18 protein-coding genes are annotated in these 22,985 nt (G+C 63.7%); 6 read left to right on the top strand and 12 right to left on the bottom strand.

Going from position 1 to position 22,985, the window contains the following annotated elements; translation table 11 throughout:
• Positions 1 to 59 precede the first annotated feature (59 nt).
• Together UIB01_RS00225 and UIB01_RS00220 are read right to left on the bottom strand one after the other, a co-directional pair.
• Positions 60 to 1,514 (bottom strand): P-loop ATPase, Sll1717 family, encoded by a 1,455-nt coding sequence (locus tag UIB01_RS00225; protein ID WP_038655751.1) that lies wholly within the window; start codon positions 1,512 to 1,514, stop codon positions 60 to 62.
• Between the two features lie 46 nt (positions 1,515 to 1,560).
• Positions 1,561 to 2,469, bottom strand: a complete 909-nt coding sequence (locus UIB01_RS00220; protein ID WP_038655749.1) for a hypothetical protein — start codon at positions 2,467 to 2,469, stop codon at positions 1,561 to 1,563.
• Positions 2,470 to 3,083: 614 nt separating this feature from the next.
• On the opposite strand from UIB01_RS00220, the gene UIB01_RS00215 reads away from it, so the two are divergent.
• Both UIB01_RS00215 and UIB01_RS00210 read left to right on the top strand, forming a co-directional pair.
• Complete coding sequence (locus tag UIB01_RS00215) at positions 3,084 to 3,623, top strand: DUF421 domain-containing protein (RefSeq protein WP_038665258.1); 540 nt, start codon at positions 3,084 to 3,086, stop codon at positions 3,621 to 3,623.
• A 132-nt stretch (positions 3,624 to 3,755) separates the two neighbouring features.
• The gene (locus tag UIB01_RS00210; protein WP_038655747.1) at positions 3,756 to 4,643 is read left to right on the top strand and encodes a LysR substrate-binding domain-containing protein; all 888 of its coding nucleotides are present in this window, start codon (positions 3,756 to 3,758) and stop codon (positions 4,641 to 4,643) included.
• 11 nt (positions 4,644 to 4,654) lie between these two features.
• Here UIB01_RS00210 and UIB01_RS00205 read toward each other — a convergent pair whose 3' ends face one another.
• The 3 genes from UIB01_RS00205 to UIB01_RS00195 all read right to left on the bottom strand — a co-directional run bounded on the left by UIB01_RS00205 (position 4,655) and on the right by UIB01_RS00195 (position 8,969).
• Complete coding sequence (locus UIB01_RS00205; RefSeq protein ID WP_038655744.1) at positions 4,655 to 6,703, bottom strand: ATP-binding protein; 2,049 nt, start codon at positions 6,701 to 6,703, stop codon at positions 4,655 to 4,657.
• A gap of 405 nt (positions 6,704 to 7,108) precedes the next feature.
• The gene (locus tag UIB01_RS00200) at positions 7,109 to 8,590 is read right to left on the bottom strand and encodes a YdgA family protein (protein WP_038655742.1); all 1,482 of its coding nucleotides are present in this window, start codon (positions 8,588 to 8,590) and stop codon (positions 7,109 to 7,111) included.
• A 184-nt stretch (positions 8,591 to 8,774) separates the two neighbouring features.
• Positions 8,775 to 8,969: a DUF2934 domain-containing protein gene (locus UIB01_RS00195; protein ID WP_038655740.1), complete on the bottom strand. Its 195-nt coding sequence runs from the start codon at positions 8,967 to 8,969 to the stop codon at positions 8,775 to 8,777.
• Positions 8,970 to 9,217: 248 nt separating this feature from the next.
• Here UIB01_RS00195 and pgm point away from each other — a divergent pair, with 248 nt between their 5' ends.
• A complete protein-coding gene (gene pgm / locus UIB01_RS00190; protein WP_038655738.1) occupies positions 9,218 to 10,882 on the top strand; it encodes a phosphoglucomutase (alpha-D-glucose-1,6-bisphosphate-dependent) in 1,665 nt (554 codons plus the stop codon).
• Between the two features lie 297 nt (positions 10,883 to 11,179).
• On the opposite strand, the gene UIB01_RS00185 is transcribed toward pgm, so the two are convergent.
• Together UIB01_RS00185 and treS are read right to left on the bottom strand one after the other, a co-directional pair.
• Positions 11,180 to 11,785, bottom strand: a complete 606-nt coding sequence (locus UIB01_RS00185) for an eCIS core domain-containing protein (RefSeq protein ID WP_038655735.1) — start codon at positions 11,783 to 11,785, stop codon at positions 11,180 to 11,182.
• 79 nt (positions 11,786 to 11,864) lie between these two features.
• The gene (gene treS / locus UIB01_RS00180; RefSeq protein ID WP_038655732.1) at positions 11,865 to 13,934 is read right to left on the bottom strand and encodes a maltose alpha-D-glucosyltransferase; all 2,070 of its coding nucleotides are present in this window, start codon (positions 13,932 to 13,934) and stop codon (positions 11,865 to 11,867) included.
• 183 nt (positions 13,935 to 14,117) lie between these two features.
• Here treS and UIB01_RS00175 point away from each other — a divergent pair, with 183 nt between their 5' ends.
• Positions 14,118 to 15,821, top strand: coding sequence for an alpha/beta hydrolase (locus tag UIB01_RS00175; protein WP_038655730.1), 1,704 nt, complete (start codon positions 14,118 to 14,120; stop codon positions 15,819 to 15,821).
• Here UIB01_RS00175 and UIB01_RS00170 read toward each other — a convergent pair.
• The 4 genes from UIB01_RS00170 to pbpG form a co-directional block, all read right to left on the bottom strand.
• Positions 15,800 to 17,323, bottom strand: coding sequence for a PepSY domain-containing protein (locus UIB01_RS00170; protein WP_038655728.1), 1,524 nt, complete (start codon positions 17,321 to 17,323; stop codon positions 15,800 to 15,802). The two genes, UIB01_RS00175 and UIB01_RS00170, sit on opposite strands and share 22 nt — an antisense overlap.
• A gap of 5 nt (positions 17,324 to 17,328) precedes the next feature.
• A complete protein-coding gene (locus UIB01_RS00165; protein WP_038655726.1) occupies positions 17,329 to 19,377 on the bottom strand; it encodes a TonB-dependent receptor in 2,049 nt (682 codons plus the stop codon).
• Between the two features lie 125 nt (positions 19,378 to 19,502).
• Positions 19,503 to 19,895: a DUF2946 family protein gene (locus UIB01_RS00160; protein ID WP_038655724.1), complete on the bottom strand. Its 393-nt coding sequence runs from the start codon at positions 19,893 to 19,895 to the stop codon at positions 19,503 to 19,505.
• A 141-nt stretch (positions 19,896 to 20,036) separates the two neighbouring features.
• A complete protein-coding gene (pbpG, locus tag UIB01_RS00155; RefSeq protein WP_038655722.1) occupies positions 20,037 to 20,975 on the bottom strand; it encodes a D-alanyl-D-alanine endopeptidase in 939 nt (312 codons plus the stop codon).
• Between the two features lie 247 nt (positions 20,976 to 21,222).
• Here pbpG and UIB01_RS00150 point away from each other — a divergent pair, with 247 nt between their 5' ends.
• Both UIB01_RS00150 and UIB01_RS00145 read left to right on the top strand, forming a co-directional pair.
• Complete coding sequence (locus UIB01_RS00150; RefSeq protein ID WP_038655720.1) at positions 21,223 to 21,534, top strand: ElaB/YgaM/YqjD family protein; 312 nt, start codon at positions 21,223 to 21,225, stop codon at positions 21,532 to 21,534.
• 12 nt (positions 21,535 to 21,546) lie between these two features.
• Entirely contained in the window at positions 21,547 to 22,158 is a 612-nt protein-coding gene (locus tag UIB01_RS00145; protein WP_038655718.1) for an NAD(P)-dependent oxidoreductase, read from the top strand.
• On the opposite strand, the gene aroE is transcribed toward UIB01_RS00145, so the two are convergent.
• On the bottom strand, positions 22,155 to 22,967 hold the full coding sequence (aroE, locus tag UIB01_RS00140) for a shikimate dehydrogenase (protein WP_038655716.1): 813 nt from the start codon (positions 22,965 to 22,967) through the stop codon (positions 22,155 to 22,157). The two genes, UIB01_RS00145 and aroE, sit on opposite strands and share 4 nt — an antisense overlap.
• Positions 22,968 to 22,985: the final 18 nt, after the last annotated feature.

The raw sequence follows: 22,985 nt of genomic DNA, 5'->3' as shown, positions 1-22,985 counted from the left end.
GAATTGACCGCGAGCTTCGTAGAAATGCTTAAAGTTAGTCAATCGCCCGCGATTTCCATTCAATGAATATTTAAAAAAGCCCTGTAGGCAATGTGAACCGACCAAGTGATCGCATCAGCCATATTTTCGTTACTTCGAAACAGATCCGGGTCATCTGTAAAGTGAGTAAAGTTTTTTCCGTTCTCATGAACTTTTGAAATCAGACCAATCTTGTATGAGAACTCGCCAAAATCATCCAGAGCGGCATAGATTTTTCCATCTATCTCTGGGATATCATTTATAGAACGCCCCCGAACAAAATTATTCTCAAATAAAGCTGAAAGCGATGTCCGCGTATACGTCCTGCTATTGGCTCGAAAAGCATCTATCAATTTATCTAGCTCATCAAATTGGTGCTGATGTTCTTTAATAAGATCATCCTTTCGGTTTTTGCCGTATTTTTCCAATATTTGTTTAATGTGCTCCAAGTCTATTATTTTATTTCTAGGATTATTCTTTTTTGCCTGATCCGCAGCCATTCTACATAACTGCCCCATCCAACGAGGCCGCTTATTTGAAAAAGAATATATAGCATCAAATATTGAAGCTTCTGGATCGTCTCTCCATCGAATGGGAGTCCCAAAAACAAGCGCGAATAGTTGATTATAGTCTCTACTTATTTTCAGACGGGCCTCCTTTGATTTAGGAGATTTCCTTTTTACATACGAAAGTATTCGATTAGCAAGCATGTCTCGCAATTGTTTTTTAGTCCAGTATATCTCGACTACATATTGTTCCCACTTATCTAAATCTTCTAAATGCCTGAGATTTGACCAAACATCCGATCTAACGCTCGCTCTAATGTTCAAGTTCTTCATATCAAACGCCAAGGATCTAATTGCGCTAAAAAAAGACCCTACTCTAGCTTGATACTCTGGAGTGTCTTTGTATTTAGCGTCTATATCATCGATGAGTACCCACACGCTTGAGTCACTATGCTGATCTTGATAATTTTGCAAGAGGCTAGCCGGATTGGCTGGCAACGACTGCCTTATCTCTGCATCAACTAACGGTAGTTTTCCTTTGATCCTAGCAATCAACCCTCCGATAATATTTTTGCTTTTCATACCTTCCAGCTCTGCCATTTCAACCATCGACATTTCGTCGCTAGTTAAGGCAAATCCTATAGAATTCCCTATTTCTAGTATGATTTTTTTGCAAATAATCTGTTTCCAGTAGTTCTCCAAATACGCTTGATCATGGCCTTGGAAGTCGCCTAGACCCAGAAGAGAATTTCCAGTAACCCTTATTACAATAGTATCGCTGCTCTCTTTAAGCTTAGAGGTCATACGAGAAATCATCGCAGACTTCCCCATCCCTTTCCTCGCACTTACTACGTTAAGGCGGATTGAAGGATTAAAAAAATCGTCAAAATCTGGGTTATCCACGTAGTATGAATTTAAAACCTCAATGCTTTCATCTTCACCTGCGTCGTTACCAAACAGATCTTTATCTTTAATATTTATCGTAGCCACTTTATACCATCCAAAAAACTGTAAAAGCGCAAAGATAGAGCTTGAATTATTTCATGACAGCCCTTGAATAATTGAAATCATTTAACTTTATTGCGCACTCTATTACATAATCAATACAAAACCCTACATACTGTTCATTTAGCTCGTCCGCTCTACCGGCAAATTGTTGAACGACATAATCACCCGACATTACACGACTGGCATGAGGAGTTAATAATTTAAACTTAGAATACTTACGGTAATCCAGCCCCAGCGCGAGGATCTTAACCGCTCGCTGGATTGCGCCGATTGACTCATTTACGCTATCCACGAACCGCGACATATCCGGATATTCGCGTCGATCCAAACGCATGTGGAACGACGATAAAAAGGTCATGTTTTCTCCAAAAAAGAATGGGGACCCCGTGCCTAACCCCCCTTTATCAGCTTCATATTCATCGACCATTTTTTCGAAAGCGACCGCAATCTCGACTGCTGCACTATTAAGCTCCCCATTTACCTTGAGTGCCTCTGCTTTTCGAAGGTGATTTCTCGCTTCTTCAGATGGAACATATTCAATCATTGAGATTTCAGAAAACTCAACTCCGAAAACCAGCCTCGTTGCTTCTTGGAAAAATAATGCAGCAGCGGCCCTAAATGCTTCAACATCTAACCTAGACGGCAAAGTTCCACTGTGTTTTAAAGCTACGCGCGCCTTGTTTAGGCGACGCATTGCCTCCTTCTGCGGAAGTGCCTCACCAAGTGCATCAGACAAAAAATCCCAATAGTCCATAAAGTTTGGTTGTTTTTTTCCAGCATCTAGATGCTCGCTTGCAATTTGCAAGAAAAACTCGATTGCATCATGAAATGTTAGTACAGACGCGGAGGAAAGTATTTCTGGCGCTCTTGATTGTTCTATAGCAACAGAGAAAAGGTATTTGGCAAAAGCTAACCGCTGTAAAGTAGAATGATGCACTTACACCTCCTTAAATTAACCAACCAAATAAATGAAGTGATATAGATGTATGTTCCACTACACTACTTCTCCTGATGCTTCTAAGCCCGACCCTCACGCCACCAATCGCCTCCTGCGCCCCTTGTAATTTCGTCGCTGACGCGGGTGACGAGGCAGTCCCATTCTGCCGATGGTCTTGGCAGTGGATGAGTTCGGTGAGCGCGTCGCGGCGGCCGGCGCTATCGGGGACGATGATGGAGCGCCGTCTTCGCCGGCATCACGGCCGGAGAGCGGTTCGGTGGCGAAGGGACGGCCCGCCGGGACCACTTCCACCGCAAAACCCCGCTCGCCAGGCATATCGAACTGACATTGCGAGCGAACAGGGATAAAGCGCGCCATCTGTACCTTCCTTGGTAGCGGACCGGTGCAGACCGTAGCGTCGCAGCGGAACCGTGATCGAGTGCGCAATTGCTGCGCGTGATGGCACATTAGCCACTGCTTCCGTGTGGGTAAAGCAGACGATGGATTAATCCCCAGTTTTCATACTGTTGCCTGACGCGCGGTCATTTGCGCCGTCTGCACTTTCCGCCCGCCTACCCTGTCCACCCCTGCATAGGTCAGTTATGGAGGTGATTGTGGAAGGCATGTTTTTCAGTAGCGGAATGACATTGATACGCACGCTGGTGGTGGGCGTGCTGGCCTATATCAGCCTGGTGCTGCTGTTGCGTCTGTCGGGGCGGCGGACGTTGTCGAAGATGAATGCGTTCGATCTGGTGGTGACGGTGGCGCTGGGTTCGACCTTCGCGACGATTCTGCTCAACCGGGATGTGTCGCTGGCCGAGGGGGTGCTGGCGTTCGCGCTGTTGATCGGGCTGCAGTATGTGGTCACCTGGTCCAGCGTGCGGGTGGCGTGGGTGCGGCGTACGGTGACGGGCGAGCCGGCGTTGCTGTTCTATCGTGGGCGTTTTCTCGGCGATGCCTTGCGTGCGGCGCGGGTGACCGAGAACGAGGTGCGTGCCGCCGCGCGCAGCCAGGGGCTGGCCGCGCTGGATGGCATCGAGGCGGTGGTGCTGGAGACCGATGGCAGTTTCAGCGTGATCACCGATGGCGCCGGCGACAACCGTTCCACGCTGGACGGGGTGAATGTGCCGGGGCCGAATGATAAGGGCGTTTGAGGCCTTGGCACCCCTCGCCGGCGGCTGATCGATGGGCCCGCCGCCGGGGGCCCGCTGCCGGTTCGGTTGCCGCCACGTGGCGGTGCCGCCAGACTCGTTGCTTTCCGCCACCCCTTCGATGCGACCTCACCGATGAAAACCAACCTCGACGAAATGCTCGCCTTTGTCAGCGTGGTCGACAGTGGCTCGATCAGCGCCGCGGCCGAGCAGCTGGAACAAACCGCCTCGGGCGTCAGCCGGGCGTTGAGTCGGCTGGAGGACAAGCTGGCGGTGACGCTGTTGCGCCGCACCACGCGGCGCCTGGAGCTGACCGAGGAGGGCGAGGTGTTCCTGGCGCAGGCGCGGCGCATTCTGGCCAGCGTGGAGGAGGCGGAGGAGCAGATGGCGCTGCGGCGTCAGACACCGGCGGGGCGCTTGCGGGTCAACACGGCCTCGCCGTTCATGCTGCATGTGATCGCGCCGCTGATCAGCGACTTTCGCACGCGCTATCCGCAGATCGAGCTTGAGCTGTACAGCGACGACCGCATCATCGACCTGCTGGAGCGGCGCACCGATCTGGCCATTCGCATCGGCCCGCTGCCAGATTCCAGCCTGCATGCGCGGCCGCTGTGCCACACCATGCGCCGGGTGCTGGCGAGCCCGGCCTATCTGCAGCGGCATGGCGTGCCGCTGCAGGTCGAGGACCTGGCCGGGCACAGCCTGATCGGCTTTACCGAGCCGGATCGGCTCAACGATTGGCCGTTGCGTCATGCGCTGGGGGAGAGCTGGCGGATCACCCCGGCGCTGCGTGTCTCCAGCGGCGATACGGCGCGTGAACTGGCGCTGGCCGGTGAGGGGCTGGTGTGCCTGTCCGACTTCATGACCGAGAAGGATCGCCAGCGCGGCGAGCTGGTCGAGGTGCTGGCGGCGCAGCGCGTCGACGTGCGCCAGCCGATCAATGCCGTGTATTACCGCAACAGCGCGCTGGCCTCGCGCATCGCCTGCTTTATCGACTTTCTCAGCGAGCGGCTGGGCGGGTAGCCGGCCACGGCTCAGCCGTTGCGGATGCCCAGCATCTCGCCGACCTTGCTGGCGAAGGCATCGATGGCGAAGGGCTTGGTGATCACCGCCATGTCCGGGCCGAGAAAATCGTTGGCGGCAAAGCTCTCGGCATAGCCGGTGGCGAACAGCACCTTCAGGCCGGGACGTTGCTGGCGAGCAAGGTCGGCCAGTTGTCGGCCGTTCATGCCGGGCAGGCCGACATCCGAGATCAGCAGGTCGATGCGCTGCTCGCTCTCGGTAATGCGCAGCGCTTCGCTGGCCTCGGCGGCCTCCAGGGTCTCGTAGCCCAGATCGTTCAGCACTTCGACCACCAGCGAGCGGACCACCGGCTCGTCCTCGACCACCAGAATGGTTTCACCGGCACCTGCTGGTGCGTGTTCGGGCTCGTGGACAACGGTAGGGCTTTCGCCGTGGTGAACCGGCAGATAGAGGTCCACCCGGGTGCCGACATCCGGTTCGGATTCGATCTGGATATAGCCCTTGGCCTGCTTGATATAGCCATACACCATCGACAGCCCCAGGCCGGTGCCCTGGCCGATCGGTTTGGTGGTGAAGAATGGCTCGAAGGCCCGCTTCATGACATTCGGCGCCATGCCGGTACCGGTGTCGGCGACGCTGAGCAGCACGTACTCGCCCGCAGCCATGCCGCTTTTCTTCGGGTCGGGCGTTTCGCCCATGCTGAAGCTGGCGGTGGAGAGGGTAATCTGCCCGCCATAGGGCATGGCATCCCGCGCATTGATGACGAGGTTGAGCAGGGCACTTTCGAGCTGGTTCACGTCCATGCAGGCGGGCAGCAGCCCGGCGCTCAGGCGCGTGACGATGGTGATGTTCTCGCCGGTGGTGCGATGCAGCAGATCCTCCAGCGAAGCCACCAGCTGGTTCACGTCGCCGGGCCTGAGGTTGAGCGTCTGCCGGCGGGCAAAGGCCAGCAACCGCTGGGTCAGCGCTGCCGCGCGCTGGGCGGAAGTCACCGCGGCGCCGATGTAGCGCTCCAGGTCGAGCGGCTCGCCGCGCTGATGGCGGCGTTGCATCAGGTCGAGGCTGCCGATGATGCCGGTCAGCAGGTTGTTGAAGTCGTGGGCGATGCCGCCGGTCAGTTGGCCGACGGCCTCCATCTTCTGCGCCTGGCGCAGGGCGTCTTCGGCGCGGCTGCGCTCGGCGACTTCGGTGGCGACCCGCGCCTCGAGGGTCTCGTTGAGCTGGCGCAGGCGGTTCTCGCTGTCGCGCAGGGCGTCTTCGGCATGCCGACGCGCGCTGATGTCGGTGCAGGCGCCGGCAACGTAGGCGAGCGTGCCGTTGGCATCGCGAAACGCCTTGGCCTTGCAGGCCAGCCAGCGCTCCTCGTCCGTGTGCACCAGGCGAAACTCCGCGGTGAAGTCGTCGCCGTTGGCGTAGTGCTCGAAGGCCAGGCGCACATAGTGCCGGTCGTCCGGGTGAACCTGAGCGATAAAGCCTTCGACACTGGTGACCTGCTGGCCGAGCGGCAGGTGGAAGATCTGCTCCAGCGCACTGTCCAGGCTGAGCGTGCCGTCACTGAGAAACCAGGTGAAGGTGCCGGTGCCGGAGGCCAGTAGCGCTGCACGAAAGCGTTCCTCGGAGTGAACGAGGCTGGCACTGTCCTGGCGCAGCACCTTGGCGGTGACGTCTTCGACCTGATGGATGATGTAGAGCACTTCACCGTGCTCATCGAGCACCGGAACGTTCAGCGGCCGCCAGTAGCGCAGCTCGAAACCGCCACCCTGCGCCGCCGGACGCGGGATGTCGTAGCGGGTGATCGCCATGCGATCTGGCGCGAGGGTTCGCACTACGCGTTCGAGCGAGTCGCGCAGTGCGCCGGTGCCGAACTCGGTCGGGTCGTCCGGGTTCTTGCGGAACACGTCGAAGACCGGTCTGCCGATGCTGTCTTCCCTGCGCGTATGGGTGGCACGCAGACGCGCGTCGTTCGCCGCGAGAATGGTGAAATCCTGATCAGGCGCGAGGATCAGATACGGGTCGGGGACGGCTTCGAATATCGCCTGATAGTTGAGCGTCTGCGTCATCGGACAAACGGAACCTTTGGATTGAAACCTTGGCGGGAGCTATCCCCCTGTCCGAGGCTGCTGCGTGAATAGTCGTGGGGTTGGCTCGTTGCGTCGGGCCCGACCGCGAGTTTCTGCTAGGCCTGGCACAGCCTCCATATTCAGCAGAGGCGGCGAACGCGAGGATGGTTCCAGCGACCTGACGGAGCGCAGCTCCGGACCGGCGCGGCGCGGCGGGCCATTCGCTGAACAGCGTGGGTCAGTGTCGGATGCGGCGGGATCAAGATCAACAGCGGCACAGCCGACTCGGGGCTGGCGAGGGGGGAATGACGATTACAGCGTGGCGAGGCACGTTCAGCAGGGCGGACGTCAGCCGAGGCTACGCGGACCCGCCCAGCGAAGCGCCGGGCAGGTCCAGAAGCGGTGTTACTGGCCAAGCATCCCGGCGTTCTGCACCGAGCCGAAGGCAAAGCCGATGAACTCCTGCACGCTCATTTCGCGGCCATTGAAGGTCACCTGGTCGTTGGCGTAATGCAGGGAACTGAGCAGGCGGCCGCCTTCCAGGCGCGACCAGCCGGCGTTGAGCGCCATGCCGCTGAACAGCTCGGTGGCAGCGTCGGCTTCCTGCTGCAGCGCCACCGGATCGAGCTGGCCGCCGCGCGGGTTGTTCTGCGCGACCAGCCCGGCGATGTCGTGCACGAGGTCCTTGTCGATAGCAGCTTCGGCTTTGAGCGAGGCGAGCATGCTGGTGATCATCGCATCCGGGGTGAAGGCCTCTGCACTCGGCGATTGCAGGTCCAGCACCACGGACAGGCTGGCGACGCCGTGGGCGGTTTCGAAGCCGAACTCGTCGAGGGCGAGGGTGGGTTTGTGTTCCAGCAGCTGCAGGGCATGGGCCTGCAGCGCCTGCTGCTGGGCATCGGTGATGCCGGCGAAGGATTCCTGCGGGGTGGTGCTGCTGTCGAGGATTTCCTTGTAGCTGGCCACCAGCGCCTTGAGGCTGCTTTCCTCGAGGTTGCGCAGGCTGAAGGCGAGGGCGAGGTTGCGGAACGTCTGGCCTTTGGCGCTGACCTCGCCGATGCGGTAGGCGATGGTCTGGTCGAGACCACGGCTGCCACGGCTCAGCACTTCGTCGACCGAGGCGTTTTGCAGGACCACTGCGGGTTCATCGCCCGCCTTGATCTCCATGCGTTGCAGGGTGATGGCGGACGGGCCGAAGCCGAAGCCTGCGTCATAGTCCTGCTTGTCGGCGCTCAGGCCGATGCCGCGCAGGCTCAGCTGTACCGGCCGGCCGTTGTCACCGCGCTGCAGGTCGATATCGACTTCCGCCAGCTCGCCGTCCATGCGCACGTTGCTGCCGTCCTTGTTCGCCTCGAAGTTGAGGGTCGCCGGGGCGACGCGCACCGTGCCGTCTTCGTTCTTCATGTTGAAGGCCGCCGTGCGCAGATCACCGGACTGGCCGCCGTCATAGCCGATGGTCACGTCGCCCACCAGCGGCGCTTCGCCGGCGGCAGCGTCGAACAGCTTTTGCGTCAGCGGGGTGCGTTCGAGCTCGAAGCGGCTCTGCGCGGCGACCGGCATCAGCTGGCCACGGCTCAGGCGCGAGAAGGGGAAGGGGCCGTGTTCGAGGCGATCTTTCAGCAGCAACGCGTAGTGCTCGGAGTGGCCTTCGTCATCCGCCACTTCGATATCGATCTGGTAGAGCGCGGCGCTGGACAGCAGGCCGCGCTCGAAGCTGAGCAGCGTGAGGCTGACATCGGTGCCGGCGCCAATGCCCATCTCGCGCAGCTTGAGGTTGGCCTGGTCGACGGCATCACGGGCGGTCGATTCGACCTGGGTGCTGGTGTAGAAGGTGGCGGCCCCGAAGAGGGCCAGGGGTACGGCTACGGCGAACGCGAGCTTTTTCATGGATGCATCCTGTGCGGCGGCTGGGCAGACGTCCTGTCAGCCGGTGGTTGGCAAGCGGCGGCACTCTAGCAGCGCGCGGCGACAGGCTCCAGCGCACCGGGGCAGAGGATGGGAAGGGTGAGAACGTGGCAACAGAATCGGGCGGGACGGCGCGTGCCGCATCTTCGCCGCCCTGCCTGCGTGGTTAATGCGTTTCGTCCGATTTCGGCATTGGAATGGCCACGCTGCTTTCCACGCTGCCGGCCTCGGCGTCTCCTTCCTTGTAGAAGGGCTCCATCTCGTCACGGGCGCGCTGCCAGTGCTCGGCCTCCTTGCCTTCCGGCTGTCCCTCGGCCTGCCAGATCTCATAGGCGCGCTGGCGGATTTGTTCGTCGTTCATGGGAACCTCCAGATCAACCGGGCTCGCGAACGCGGGCCGCTAAACAGTGGAAAGGGGGCTGCGGTGGAGGTTCCGGCGGGGCGACGAGCGCGCTTGGCCAAAACGTCGCAGGCTGGATAACGCCGCGCATGGAACCGCCGGCGCTGATGCGGTCGAAGCTCTGGATAAATGGCGCCGACTGGCGTTTCATTCGCTTCGCGCCACGCCCGCCTGGGCCGGCGTACCGCCTTTTCGCACAGGACTGACCGATGAGTATCGCCGCCAACGCAGGACGCCTGCCCGACCCGCACACCCTGACCCACCTGCCACGCCTGGTGGCGCGCTACTACAGCGACCGGCCGGACCCGTCCGACCCGGCGCAGCAGGTGGCGTTCGGCACCTCCGGGCACCGCGGTTCCTCGCTCAAGGGCAGCTTCAACGAGTGGCACATCCTCGCCACCACCCAGGCGATCTGCGATTACCGCCGCCAGGAAGGCATCGACGGCCCCCTGTTCATGGGCATGGACACCCACGCGCTGTCCGAACCGGCATTCATCTCGGCGCTGGAAGTGCTGGCGGCCAACGGCATCGAGACACGCATCGACGCCGGCTGCCCGGAAACCAGCGGCGAGCCGGGCTACACACCAACCCCGGCGATCTCCAACGCGATCCTCAGCTACAACCGCGGCCGCAGCAGCGGGCTGGCCGATGGCATCGTCATCACCCCGTCGCACAACCCGCCGGGCGATGGCGGCTTCAAGTACAACCCCACCAATGGCGGCCCGGCCGACACCGGTGTGACCAAGTGGATTCAGGAACGCGCCAACGCGCTGCTGGTCGCCGGCCTCGATGGCGTCAAGCGCATGGATTACCGCCAGGCGCTGAAGGCATCGACCACCCAGCGCTTCGATTTCATCGACGCCTATGTAGGCGGGCTGGAGCAGGTGATCGACCTCGACGCCATCCGCGGCTCGGGCCTGAAGTTCGCCGTCGACCCGCTGGGCGGCGCCGGTGTGCACTACTGGCCGCGCATCGCCGAGCGCTTCGGCCTGCCGCTGGAGGTGCTGTCCACGGTGGTCGATCCGACCTTCCGCTTCATGCGCCTGGACTGGGACGGCAAGATCCGCATGGACTGCAGCTCGCCACATGCCATGGCCGGGCTGATCGAGAACAAGGACCGCTTCGACGTGGCCTTCGCCTGCGACACCGACCACGACCGCCACGGCATCGTCACCCGCTCCGGCGGGCTGATGAACCCCAACCATTACCTGGCGGTGGCCATCGAATACCTGTTCACCCATCGCCCGGGCTGGAGCGCCGAGGCCGGCATCGGCAAGACGCTGGTGTCCTCGTCGATGATCGACCGCGTCGCCGCCGGCATCGAGCGTCGCCTGGTGGAGGTACCGGTGGGCTTCAAGTGGTTCGTCGACGGCCTGATGGATGGCAGCCTGGGCTTCGGCGGAGAGGAATCGGCCGGCGCTTCGTTCCTCGACAAGCAGGGCGGCGCCTGGTCCACCGACAAGGACGGGCTGATCCTTGGCCTGCTCGCCGCGGAGATCACCGCGGTGACCGGCAAGGACCCCAGCGAGCGCTACAAGGCACTCACCGACCGCTTCGGCGCGCCGGTGTACCAGCGCATCGACGCCGCGGCCACTCGCGAGCAGAAGGCGCGCCTGGGCAAGCTCTCCGCTTCGCAGGTCAGCGCCAAGGAACTGGCCGGCCAGCCGATCACGCGCATCCTCACCGAGGCACCGGGCAACGGCGCGGCCATCGGCGGGTTGAAGGTGGAAACTGCGAACGGCTGGTTCGCCGCAAGGCCGTCCGGCACCGAGGACGTCTACAAGATCTACGCCGAGAGTTTCGAAGGCGAGGCGCACCTGGCGCGCATCCAGGCCGAGGCCAAGGCGCTGGTGGATTCGGTACTGGCGGGCTGAAAGCCAAGGCCGGGCCTCAGGCGTCGGGCTCAGCTGCTGGCGGTCGCTGATGTTGACCGCCAGCTGCGCGGCTTCGACGTCGTCGGTCAGGTAGCGGCTGTTGCCATTGGCATCGGTGACTCGATACACCATGGCGATATCCGGGTGGCGCAAATGCTCGGGAATGTCGTCGCCTTCGAGCTTGGTCACGGTCACACTCATGGCTCGGCTCCTGTTGGCGGTATCTGTCTGGCATGTGACTGCGCCGCGGCCGATCCGATCCGCTGAAGCCGGGCGCCGCGCATCCGCTGCGACCGCTCAGGGTCGCGCATCCAGCGCCTTCTCTACCTCGAGTTCCAGCGCATAGGCCGGCTGCTCCACGGCCCGATAGTCCAGCGTGTAGCGCCGGGCGAATTCGGCGACGCCCCATTCCAGATACTGTTCGACGTGCTTGAGCTCATGGGCCCAGAGCGCGACGTTGTCCTGCGCGTCGCTGGCGTGGCGGAAGACGATGACGTCGATCAGGGTGACGGCGTTGACGTCCGGGTTGCGCAGCAGGGTGTTGCCGGCATTCAGCGCTACCTCGTCGCCGACGCGGTAGTGCGCGCTTTCCAGCACGGCGAGATCGAAAAAGGGTTCGAGCTGCGAGCGGATATGCAGCGGCATCGACTCGACACCGCCGGCCACCAGCCGATCGCGCGATTGCTGGATCCAGTTCTGCAGCGCCAGCGTGGTCATGCGTTGCACGCGGTCATACACGGCCTGGGTATCGCTTGCCGAACCGGGCACGCACAGGCAGTTGCCAGCCAGGCAGATCGGCTGTTGGCCGGGCGGGCAGGCGATCTGCGCCAGAGCCGGTGCGCAGGCCAACGCCATGCAGGCGAGCAGCAGGGAAAGGCGGCGAAGAAGCGGGGTGAACGACACGCGAAGTCCTCGAAGGCGAGGGCGAGCCCCGGGCGGTTGCGCACTATAGCCGTGCGCACGGGGCTCGCGAAGAGGGCCTTCAGATCACCGGCGATGCCGCGCTCACCACCCGCAGGGCCAGGCCTTCGTAGGGGTCGAGGTTGAAGGTCAGCTCGCAGTTCTCGGTGAGATCGCCTTCGACCCGCTCGTGGATGATGTCTACCACCGGACCGGGTGCGACGCCGGGCAGGCAGACGGTTTCGCTGATGGTCTCGGCGCTGAAGTTCAGCGCGGTGATCTGCACGCCTTTGCCGGCCGGCAGTTCGTGAACCATGATCAGCAGCCCCGGTGCCTGCACGTCGGGAATCAGGATCTGCTTGCTCGCGGCGATGTCGTAGGCCTGGCGCACGCTGAGGATGCGCTTGAGCTGGCAGGCGAAGGAGCCGCTCTGCTGCAGCTGCTCGGCCAGGCTGCCGTACAAGGCGCGGGCTTTCGGCAAGCCTTCGGCCGACGTGGATGCCTCCGGTGCCAGGTCCGCCAGGTCATAGGCGCCGCGGTTGATCCAGCGCGTGTCGCCGTCGCCCATCAGATGCTCGACCTGCTCGGCGGGCAGCGGCAGGGCGCCGACCAGATCCCAGCCGGAGAGGGCGAACACGCCGGGCTGCATGGCATTGAACATCACCAGCAGGATATGCAGGCGCTGGATCTGCTCGACCTCGGCCGGGCCGATGGCGTCCAGATCGCGGATGTTCAGCGCCGCCGCGATCACGCTGGCGGTGGTGCAGGCCACGCCGTTGGTGACGAACTTGAGGTTATAGGGCGCATGCTCGCCGGTCAGCCGCTCGTACAGTTCCTCGCGGATCAGCTCGCGCAGGTGCCCGCCGGGCAGGGTCTGGCCCTTGTAGTGGTAATGGTCGTAGGCATGCAGGGTCCAGAAATGCACCAGCTCCAGGGTCAGTTCGTCGTGATTTTGCAGCGCGTGGATCAGCGATGCCGGGTCGATACCGAAGGCGTGCACCTCGCGCAGCATCATGCGCAGGAACTCGGTGTCGCCGGTTACCAGCGCGTGGTGATAGGCCGGGCGGGTGATGAAGTCGTAGGACAGATCGGCGCCGCCGTGTGACATGGCGGCGATGTCGTCGATGGTCAGGTTCAGTTCCTGGAAGCTAAAGCCACCGGCCTTGCGGATCGCCCCGGCGAGCAGCTGGTTGCCGGTGACCGACAGCGGATGGCTCTCGGACCAGGCGGTGCCCTCGGCACGCCGCTCGACGCCGAGAAAGCCGTTGGCATCCAGGCGCAGCACGCGGGCACCGGCGACGTCGATGGCGTGCAGGGCATCGCCGATGATCAGCTGCTGGGCGGCGAAGGTCGGATCGAGCCAGTTCAGCGATGGCTGGCCTTCCTTGAAATAGTGCAGGTAGACCCAGCGCCTGACCTTGCCGTCGACTCCGGTGATCTCGCCGGTGACGCTCCAGTCGGTGTCCTTGATACCGGGTTCGAAGAAGATCACCCGCTGCAGCTGGCCGACGATGTAGTGCTTTTCCTTCAGCCGGTCGACCACTGGCGGCTCGAGGTTCACCGCGTCGCGCTCCGGTGGGACCTCGGGCAGCAGCTCCCAATCCTCCTCGCGGATCTCGACCATGTGGTAGAGCCCGGGATAATCGCCGTAGGCCATTTCGGCGAGGCGGAAGTCGGCGCCTTTGCCAGTGTGCGCCGGGACGATGTCGTCGATGACGATGGCATTGTGTGCAGCGGCGACCCGGCTCAGCTGCAGCATCTGCTCCTCGGTGCCAAGCTTCGGGTCGATGTCGAAGCTGATGCGGTCGAAGTTGCCATCGATGGTCGGCGTGAATTCGCGCCCGCGCAGGCCGCCGGAGCGTTTCATCGGGCCGTTGTGGATGCCCTGCACACCCAGTTCGGAGAGCGCGCTCCACAGCCGGTCGTCACCCAGCGTTTCGAGCACCGAACAGCCCTCCGGGGTGATGATGGCCGCAGGATAGGCGGTGAACCACACCGAGGCGATGGCGCTGGCATCACGCGGCCGCGCCTGCGCGTAGGGCCGCTGCCAGAGCCGCGCCTGGCCGGCATAGAGGCGCGCGCGTTCGCGGGCCGCATGCAACATGGACTGCTCGACCAGCCACTGGATATAGCTATTGTCTGGGGTGCTCATTCGACGTCGGTTCCCGCTGTGCTAAGGGAAATGTAGTCGTTTGAGTCGGCCGCTCGGCCATCGTTGCATCGAATTGATCGCCGCCAGCCTGGCGCAGACGGGAACCGTGGCGACAGCGATGCCTCGAAAGGCCCAGGCGATAAGCTTTGCTCATCCAACTGCAGACCAATCGTGGAGTTATCGATGCTGCGTCTCCCCCTGCTGTCCGCGTGGCGCTCGCTGTCCGGCTTCGGTCTGCTGCTGGGCACGCTGTTTTTCTGCGCGGCGCTGACGCCGTCGCTGGTGCCGCGCTCGACGCTGAGCCAGGGTGTGCTGGCCGGCGCGGCGCTGGCGGTCGGTTACGGCATCGGGGTGCTCTGGCGCTGGCTGTGGCGCTATCTGGGCCTGCCGGAGCGGCCGGAGCACCTGCGCGAACGGGTCAACCTGGTGATTGCCGGCGCCTGCGTCCTGCTGGCGGGGGCGGTTCTCAGCCAGGTCGCCGGCTGGCAGAACGCGGTGCGCGCGCTGATGGGCATGCCGCCGGTGAGCAGTGCGCATCTGATCGAAGTGGTGCTCACTGCGCTGGCGACCTTTCTCATCCTGCTGACGCTGGCACGGCTGTATCGGCTGGTGTCGCGCTTCGTCTCGCGACATGCCGACCGCGTGCTGCCGCGCCGGGTGGCCAACGTCATCGGTGTGCTGGTAGCGCTGGCGCTGTTCTGGTCGCTGGCCACCGACGTGCTGGTGGCGCAGGCACTGCGCATGCTGGATGCCTCGTTCGCCCAGTACGATGCGCTGATCGAGCCGGAAACGGCGCCGCCCGCTTCACCGCTGAAAAGCGGCAGTGCCGCCTCCGCGCTGCGCTGGGAGGAACTGGGGCGCACCGGCCGCGGCTTTATCGGCTCCGGTCCTTCCGCGGCAGAGATCTCGGCGGTGAGCGGTGAGCCGGCGCTGGAGCCGATCCGCGTCTATGTCGGTCTGCGTGCCGCCGAAACGCCGCGCCAGCGTGCCCGCCTGGCGCTCAGCGAATTGCAGCGCAGCGGCGCCTTCGAACGCTCGGTGCTGGTGGTGGTGACGCCGACCGGCACCGGCTGGATCGATCCCGCGGCGATGAATACGGTGGAGTACCTGCACCACGGCGACATCGCCAGCGTGGCGCTGCAGTATTCCTATCTGAACAGTCCGTTGGCATTGCTGGTGGAGGCCGACTACGGCCGCGACGTGGCCCGAGCGCTGTTCGCGGAAATCTACGCCTACTGGACGCAGCTGCCGCCCGAGCGCCGACCGCGCCTGTATCTGCACGGGCTGAGCCTCGGTGCCCTGCATTCGCAACGCTCATGGGAGCTGCACGAGCTGCTCGGCGACCCCATCCACGGTGCGCTGTGGAGCGGGCCGCCGTTTCGCAGCGATCTGTGGCGCTCACTAACCGACAGTCGCAACGAAGGCAGCCCGGAGTGGCGCCCGCAGTTCCGCGATGGCCGCTTCGTGCGCTTCATGAACCAGCAGGGCACACCGGAGCCGGTCGATGCCCCCTGGGGGCCGATGCGCCTGCTCTATCTGCAGTACGCCAGCGACCCGATCACCTTCTTCGACCATCGCTACGCCTGGCGCCGCCCGGACTGGCTGGCCGAGCCGCGCGGGCCGGATGTGTCGCCGTCGCTGCGCTGGTTCCCGCTGGTGACCATGCTGCAGCTGGCGGTGGACATGGCGGTGACCACACCGACGCCGCCCGGCTACGGGCATGTGTATGCGCCGGCCGATTATGTCGATGCCTGGCGGATCGTCAGCGCCCCGGCAGGCTGGAGCGACGCCGCGCTGCAGCGCCTGAAGCGGCATCTGGCCCATGAGCTGGCCCGCGCCAGCGAGGAGGACAGCGAGGAAGCCGCCTACGGCAACCGTGGCGGCTGAGCGGCACGCACTGTCCTCTCCCGGGCTCGCCGTGGTCGACCCCGCAGCCGCCGCCAGCCCAACAGCACGCCGCTGATGGCGATCAGCAGCACGCCGGCGCTGAATACCAGCAGCAGGCCGTCACGCAGCAGCGGCCGTTGCAGCAAAGGCGGCCAGTCCCAGCTGTGCAGCAGCTTGAACGCCCAGCGCACCGCACGCCGGCGCTGGTCGAGTTGCTCAATGACGGTGCCGCTGTAGGGGTCGATGTGCAGCCAGGTCGCGGCCGGGTCGTCGAAACGCACCCGCAGCAGCGGCAAGCGTCGCGGCAGATGGCTGTAAAGGCTCGGTTCGCTGCGGGCGTAGTAGTGGAAATCTTCCCGCTCCAGCCATTCGAAGCGCAGCTGCTGTTCCGGCCAGGCCTGGCGGACCTGACGCTCCAGCACCGCGCGCTCAAGGTGTTTCTGCGCCGGCCGGGCGGATGCCGCGGGCAGAATGCGCGTCTCGCCCCTGGCATCGAGGCCGAGCAGATAGGGCTCCTCGCCGAGCATGTGCCACTGCAGCTCCACCGCTTCGAAACCAGCCCCGCGGAATCGGGCCAGTGCGGACGCCAGATCCATATCCAGCGCCTTGGCATTTAGCGGCGCCTGCCGTAGCGCGGCGGCGTCGATGGTCGAGCGTTTTTCGAACAGCCCCCAGGGCTCCATCGACAGCATGCCGCTGACCAGCCAGACCAGCAGCACGACGCCGACCAGCAGCCCGCCAACGTGGTGCAGGCGGCCAGCGCCGGCCGGGTAGGGCGACCGCGAGCCGCTGCGGTAGCGCCCGGCGAAGCGCCAGCGCATTAGCCCGATCAGCATGCCCAGCAGCACCAGCACCGCAGCCAGCAGCGCACCGTAGACCAGCGCCACCGACCAGAGCGCCTTCGGCATGACCTCGCGCAACGGGTAGAGCCAGTGCAGCCAGGCGCCCAGCAGGTTCCAGGCCCGCTCATGGGCAGTGGCGTCGCGCACCACCAGCCCGGTATGGCTGGAGACGTACAGCAGCCGACCTTCGGCATCGTCCGCCTGCACGCGATACAGCGGTCGCTCGCGGGCCAGGGCGTGGTTGCGCGTCCAGGCATCTTCCTCGACCCGATCGAGCAAGCGCACCTCGGCACCGTCCGCGAACTGCCGCGCACTGGCCAGTGCCTCGGCAGCGCCGATGTGCTCGATGCGCTTGCCGCTACGCGCATCGACCGCCAGCAGCGGGCCGTCGCCGTAGTCCAGCAGATAGCGCGGCGAGCCACCGGCGCCGGTCAGGCGCAGGCTGAGCGGCGTGCGCGGGTCCTTGCTGGCGGCAAGCGCTGCGCCCGGTGCGATGCAGCAATCGACACTCAGCGGCTGCAGGCGTGACAGGTGCTCCTCCGGCGTCAGCTTGGGGTAAGCGACGAACAGCATCACCACGCCGCTGACGATCCAGAGCAGGACGAACAGGCCGAGCCCGATGCCCAGCCAGCGATGCGCGAGGTACAGATAGCGCTTCATGCGGCTCAGAAGTCCAGGGTCACGGCGGCATACAGCGCGCGGCCATCGCCCGGCGCATGCAGCGACTGGACACCGTCGTACCAGACGTACTCGTAGTAGCGGTCGGTGAGGTTCTTCAGCTGCAGGTCGACGGCCAGCTGCTCGGTCAGCTGGTAGCTGGCGCCGAGGTTGAACAGCACGTAGCCGCCGTACTTGCCCTGGGTGTTCTCGCGTTCGAGGTAGTAGTCGGTCTGGCCGTTGAGCCAGGCGCTGAGCTGCAGGTCCGGCGTCGCCTGGTAGGTGCTGCCGGCCGAGTACAGCCGCTGCGGCACATGGTCGATCTGCTGGCCCTGGCTGGACGGCAGGCTGGGGTCGGCCTTCTCGATTTCGGAGAACTGCCAGGAGTGCGCCAGCCACAGATTCAGATCGCTGGCGGGGTAGAGGTTGAGCTGCGCGTCGTAGCCCCAGCGGCGCGTCTGCCCGAGGTTCTCCGATTCACCGCTGGGGTCGTTGAGCCGGCGCCGCACCTCGTCCGTGGCCACCTGCTCCCAGTAGGCGATGCGGCCATCGATCCAGTGCGCCGGGCTGAACTTGATGCCGGTCTCCCAGCCGTCATTGATCGACGGCGAGAGATCTCTGGTGCGCGGCGGCACCTTGTAGGCGGCCGCCCCGGTGCCGATCTGGAAGGTCCGACCCCAGTTGCCATACAGGCTCAGCTGCTCGATGGGGGTGTAGATCAGGCTGATCTTCGGCTGCTCGATACTGCCGTAGTCGTTGATCGCGTAATCGTTGCCACTCAGCTCGTCGGTGAAGTCGCCCTCGATGCGGTCGACGCGAAACGCCGGGATGATCTTCAGCGACTCGACCGGCTGGATCACCGCCTGCAGGTAGGCTCCGTAGCTGTCGTAGTCGAAGCGCTGGTCGCGGGTCTGAGTCACGACCTGGCGCTCGACGGTGGTGTAGCGCTCGCTGCGGTTGCGCTGCTGTTCGGTGTCCAGCCCGCCTTCGAGGGCCAGGTCGTACAGCCAGGACACGTCCGGGCGATAGGTCAGCGAGGTACGCGCGCCGTAGTGCTTTTCCTCGCTGGTACGCCGCTGCTGTGGCGCCGATTGCGAGAAACGCACCCAGCGGTCGTCGTCCAGGGTGTTCAGCCAGACCTTGGTCGCCCAGCTGAGATCGCTGGTGAGCTGGCTGTCCAGATGCAGGCTGAGCTGGTTCATGCGCCGCTCGCCCATGTCGCTGGCCGACAGCGCGTAGGACTGGCGTGGCGATTGCCACGCGTCCTCACGCGACAGGTAACCCGGCTCGTCGGCATCGGCCTCGTAATGCCGGGCGATCAGGCCGAGGCGCCAGTTGCCGGCATCCGGCGTGTAGAACCATTTGCCGGACAGGCTGGTGCGCTCGCTGCCGGCGTGGTCGCGATAGCCGTCGCTTTTCTGCTGGCCGATGAAGTAGTTCTGCGTCCAGTTGCCGCTTTCGATGCCCTTGGCCAGCTGCAGCTCCTGGGTGTCGTAGCTGCCGTAGCGGAGCCGCGCCTTGCCGTAATCGCCGCCGATGCGCGACTGCACGGCGACGTTGCCGGCGATGTTGTACAGGCCGTAGCGCGGATCGTTGGTACCGCGCACCACCTCGATGCCGTCGATTTCCAGCGGGAACAGCATGTCCAGATAGGGCATGTTGCCGTCGTTGCTGTTGCTCGGGATGCCGTCGATCAGCAGCTTGACCGCGTTGACCTCGCCTTCGCCATTGAAGCCGCGGAAAGACAGCTTGCCGGAGCTGGTGCCCTGGCCGAATTCGGTAAGCATCACCCCCGGCGCGCGACGAAACAGCTCCCAGCTGTAGAGCACCGGCTGTTGTTCGAGGATGTCGCCGCCGAGCAGATCGACCGAGCTGATCACGCTGCTGGTCGGCAGGCCGCCGCTCGATTGGCTGGCGGTGACGGTGCTGCTGCCCAGCGACAGCGCGGAAGCGGCGCTATCGGCAAGGCTTGCCGGCAGGTAAGCAGCGGCCAGGGCCGCGATAAAAAGACGTGGCAGCGCAGAGCGCCGCGAAGGGTGCGCAGGATGATCGAGCATCTCGCATGTTCCTTGTGCAACAGACAGGGCCGCACGGCGAATAGCCGGCGACAGATGCCCGCACGCCGGCCATTGGCGGGTGCAGGTCAGTTCAGGCGTAGCAACGAGGAGTGACGCCAGCGGCGTCAGGCGAGGGGTGAGGCGCGCGGGTTGAGGGCTGGCCATTGTTGCCGTGGCGACGGCCGATGGGCGCCTACTTCGACAGCGAGAACCGGGCCGCCACGAATTTCCTGCGGTAGCAGCGGTGCGGCGCCGGGCAGCGCTGCCACGCCCATCGAACCGGCGCAGCAGCAGCACGGCGGCATCCCACCATGGGTGGCCGGTTCATGCTCGCCATGCTCCGCCGACCCATGCAGTGCGTGCGACTGCTGCAGCTGTGCCTGCATCAACGGGCAATGCCCGCTCCAGCCGAGCAGCCGCTTGCTCTCCGCCGGCAACAGGCCCGACAGCGGCATGCTCAGCAGATGGATCAGCAGGGCCAGGCTGGCGAGCCAGGCAGGGAGGCGGCGACGATTCATCAAGGATTCGACAGGGCGTAGTTGCGAATGACGTTCATGATAGGAACGACTCTCGGCAAAAAGAGTTGCGCAAACTCAAGAATACCCATCGATTCTCATCTGAGGCGCTGCGCGGACCGGTTCGCGCAGCGCGCACAGGGCTCAGCGGGTTTCCAGCAGCGCTTGGGCAGCGTCCGCCGGTTGGCCGGCCAACTGGCGCTGGGCCTGCTTCTGCTGCTTGTAGGCCAGCGCGGCGGCGGGTACCGGGGTCACGGTACCGGTTTCCAGCCACTTCTTCAGGCGGTTGGCGTCGGCCATATGGGTGTACTTGCCGAACGCATCGAGCACCACGAAGGCCACCGGGCGCTGCTTCATGGTGGTGCTCATCACCAGGCAATGGCCGGCAGCGTTGGTGAAGCCGGTCTTGCTCAGCTGGATGTCCCAGTTGTTCTTGCGCACCAGGGCGTTGGTGTTGCGAAAGCCCAGGGTGTAGTTGGGCTTGCGAAAGGCCACAGTCTTCTCGTCAGTGGTGCTGAACTGCTGGATCAGCGCGTACTGGCGGCTGGCACGGATCAGCTTGACCAGGTCATTGGCACTGGAGACGTTGCGCTCGGACAGCCCGGTGGGCTCGATGTAGTGCGTGCGGCTCATGCCCAGCGCCCGCGCCTTGGCGTTCATCGCCTGGATGAACGCCGAGTAACCACCCGGGTAGTGGTGGGCGAGGCTGGCGGCCGCGCGGTTCTCGGAAGACATCAGGGTCAGCAGCAGCATCTCGCGACGGCTGATCTCGCTGCCGATGCGCACGCGGGAGAACACGCCCTGCATTTCCTTGGCGTCGCGGATGGTCACCGGCAGCACCTGATCCAGCGGCAGCTTGGCGTCCAGCACGACCATCGCGGTCATCAGCTTGGTCACCGAGGCGATCGGCACCACCATGTCGGGGTTGCTGGAATACAGCACTTCGTTGGTATTGAGATCGACCAGCAGCGCACTGCCGGAGGCGAGTTCCTGGACGGCCGGCTTGGCGGCCTGGGCATGAAGGGCCGGCGACGAGGCCAGGCAAACAAAAAACAGGCTGGCGAGGGTACGACGAAAGTTCACGATGGGCTTTTCCCCGCGATGGAAGGTCGAAATGCGCTAAATGCGACGTGGTAGACGTTGCGCCAGTATAGGGAATCGCCTGACGGCTCGCCTGTTCCCGATGAACGGTTCGTCGGAAGCGAGCCGCTCGCTGCCAGTGCTGGGGAAACATTCTGAGGTGCTTCCCGCTGCATCCGCATCCTGTTCAGCAGCACCTCTCGGCCTTTTCGAGGTCAAACAACCACACTTACCGAGGGGAGGTCACACCATGTCCCGTTTCAGCCACAAAGCCACCACCCGCGAAGAAGTCCAGCACGAGATCGACAGCCTGATGCGCGCGCTCGACGAGCTCAAGCACAACGCTGCCCGCGACTCACACAAGCGGCTCAGCGCCCTGCGCTCACGTGCCGAGTCGCTCTGGCACGACAACGACTGGGATGAGCATTACGCCGATATCTCCCGACGCACCCGCGAAGCCAGCCGCGCCGCGCGTGACTGCGCCAAGGAGCACCCGCTGGGCACCCTGGCCCTGGCCGCCGGCGCCTTTGCCGTGATCGGTTACCTGATCACGCGCCGCTGATCGGCTGTCGTCATGCTCAACGCTGAAACGCCGCGGCTGAAGTTCGCCCTTTACGGTGCGCACGACGACCTCGGCAGCGCGCTGCTGGTGGAGCTGCTCAGCCGCCAGCATGAGGCTGTGGCGTTGCTCGACGACCTCAATTCGATATCCGCCCGGCCAGGCCTACGCACCAAACCGGGCGATCCATTCGATGCAGTGAGCGTCAGCGAAAGCGCGGCCGGAATGGATGCGGTGATCTGCCTGTTCCAGACGCCGCGGCTGCCGGGTGCCGATGCGGTTACCGGCGAGTCACCCCAACGGGATTTCTATCAGGCAGTCGCGGCGCTGTTGCTCGGCCTGGAGCGCGCCAAGGTCGACCGCCTGCTGCTGGTTGCCGACTTCCCGGCAATCGAGCTGCAGCCGGAAGTCGAAGCGGCGCTGCAACGCCTAGTGGCTCATCCGCTGCGCTGGACGCTGGTGGATGCGCCCTCAGCCGGCAATCATTTGACCGTCGAGGCGCTGGCCGAAGCGGCGGGCAAGGGCGAGGCCAATCCCTATCGGGAATTGCAGCGCATCGCCGCCGGCATCGTCGACGAACTCGAACGGCCCCAGCATATTCATCAGCGCATTCACTTCCGCGGCTAGCTGAGCTGCCGGCGCAGCGCCTCGAGCACCGGCACCGTATCCGGACGCACGCCGCGCCAGAGTTCGAAGGCTTCCGCCGCCTGTTCCACCAGCATGCCGAGCCCGTCACGGGTCTTCGCACCCAGCGCCGCCGCCCACTCGCAGAACGCCGTGGGCCTGGCGGAGTACATCATGTCGTAGCAGAAGGTATGACCCGGCTGGATCAGGCTGTCGACCAGCGGTGGCAGTTCACCACCAAGACTGGCCGAGGTGCCGTTGATGATCAGGTCAACCGGTTCGGCAAGATCGGTGAACGTGCTGGCCGACAGCGGACCGAGTTCGCCGAATTCCAGTGCCAGCTGTTCGGCCTTGCTCACGGTGCGGTTGGCGATGATCAGCGCGGCGGGCTGCTGCACCAGCAACGGTTCCAGCACGCCACGCACGGCCCCGCCAGCTCCGAGCAGCAAAATACGTTGGCCCGCCAGCGCCACACCGGCGTTCAGCAGGTCGCCGACCAGCCCGGCGCCGTCAGTGTTGTCGCCGAGCAGCCGGCCGTCTTCGAGCTTCTTCAGGGTATTCACCGCACCGGCGCGACGGGCGCGCTCGGTGAGCTGATCGGCCATCCGGAATGCCTGCTCTTTGAACGGCACCGTGACATTGGCACCCAGGCCCTGCTGGAAGAAGGCCCGGGCATATCCGGGGAAGTCATCCAGCGGCGCCAGCAACGCCTCGTAGCAAAGCGCCTGGCCGGTCTGCGCGGCGAACAGGGTATGAATCTGCGGCGACTTGCTGTGGCCGATGGGGTTGCCGAAGACGCCGTAGCGGTCCATGGGTGAATCCTTGCAGTG

The sequence above is a fragment of the Stutzerimonas decontaminans genome, from assembly GCF_000661915.1.
In the GTDB taxonomy this organism is placed as follows: domain Bacteria; phylum Pseudomonadota; class Gammaproteobacteria; order Pseudomonadales; family Pseudomonadaceae; genus Stutzerimonas; species Stutzerimonas decontaminans.
This window is presented reverse-complemented; position numbering and strand designations above follow the sequence as displayed.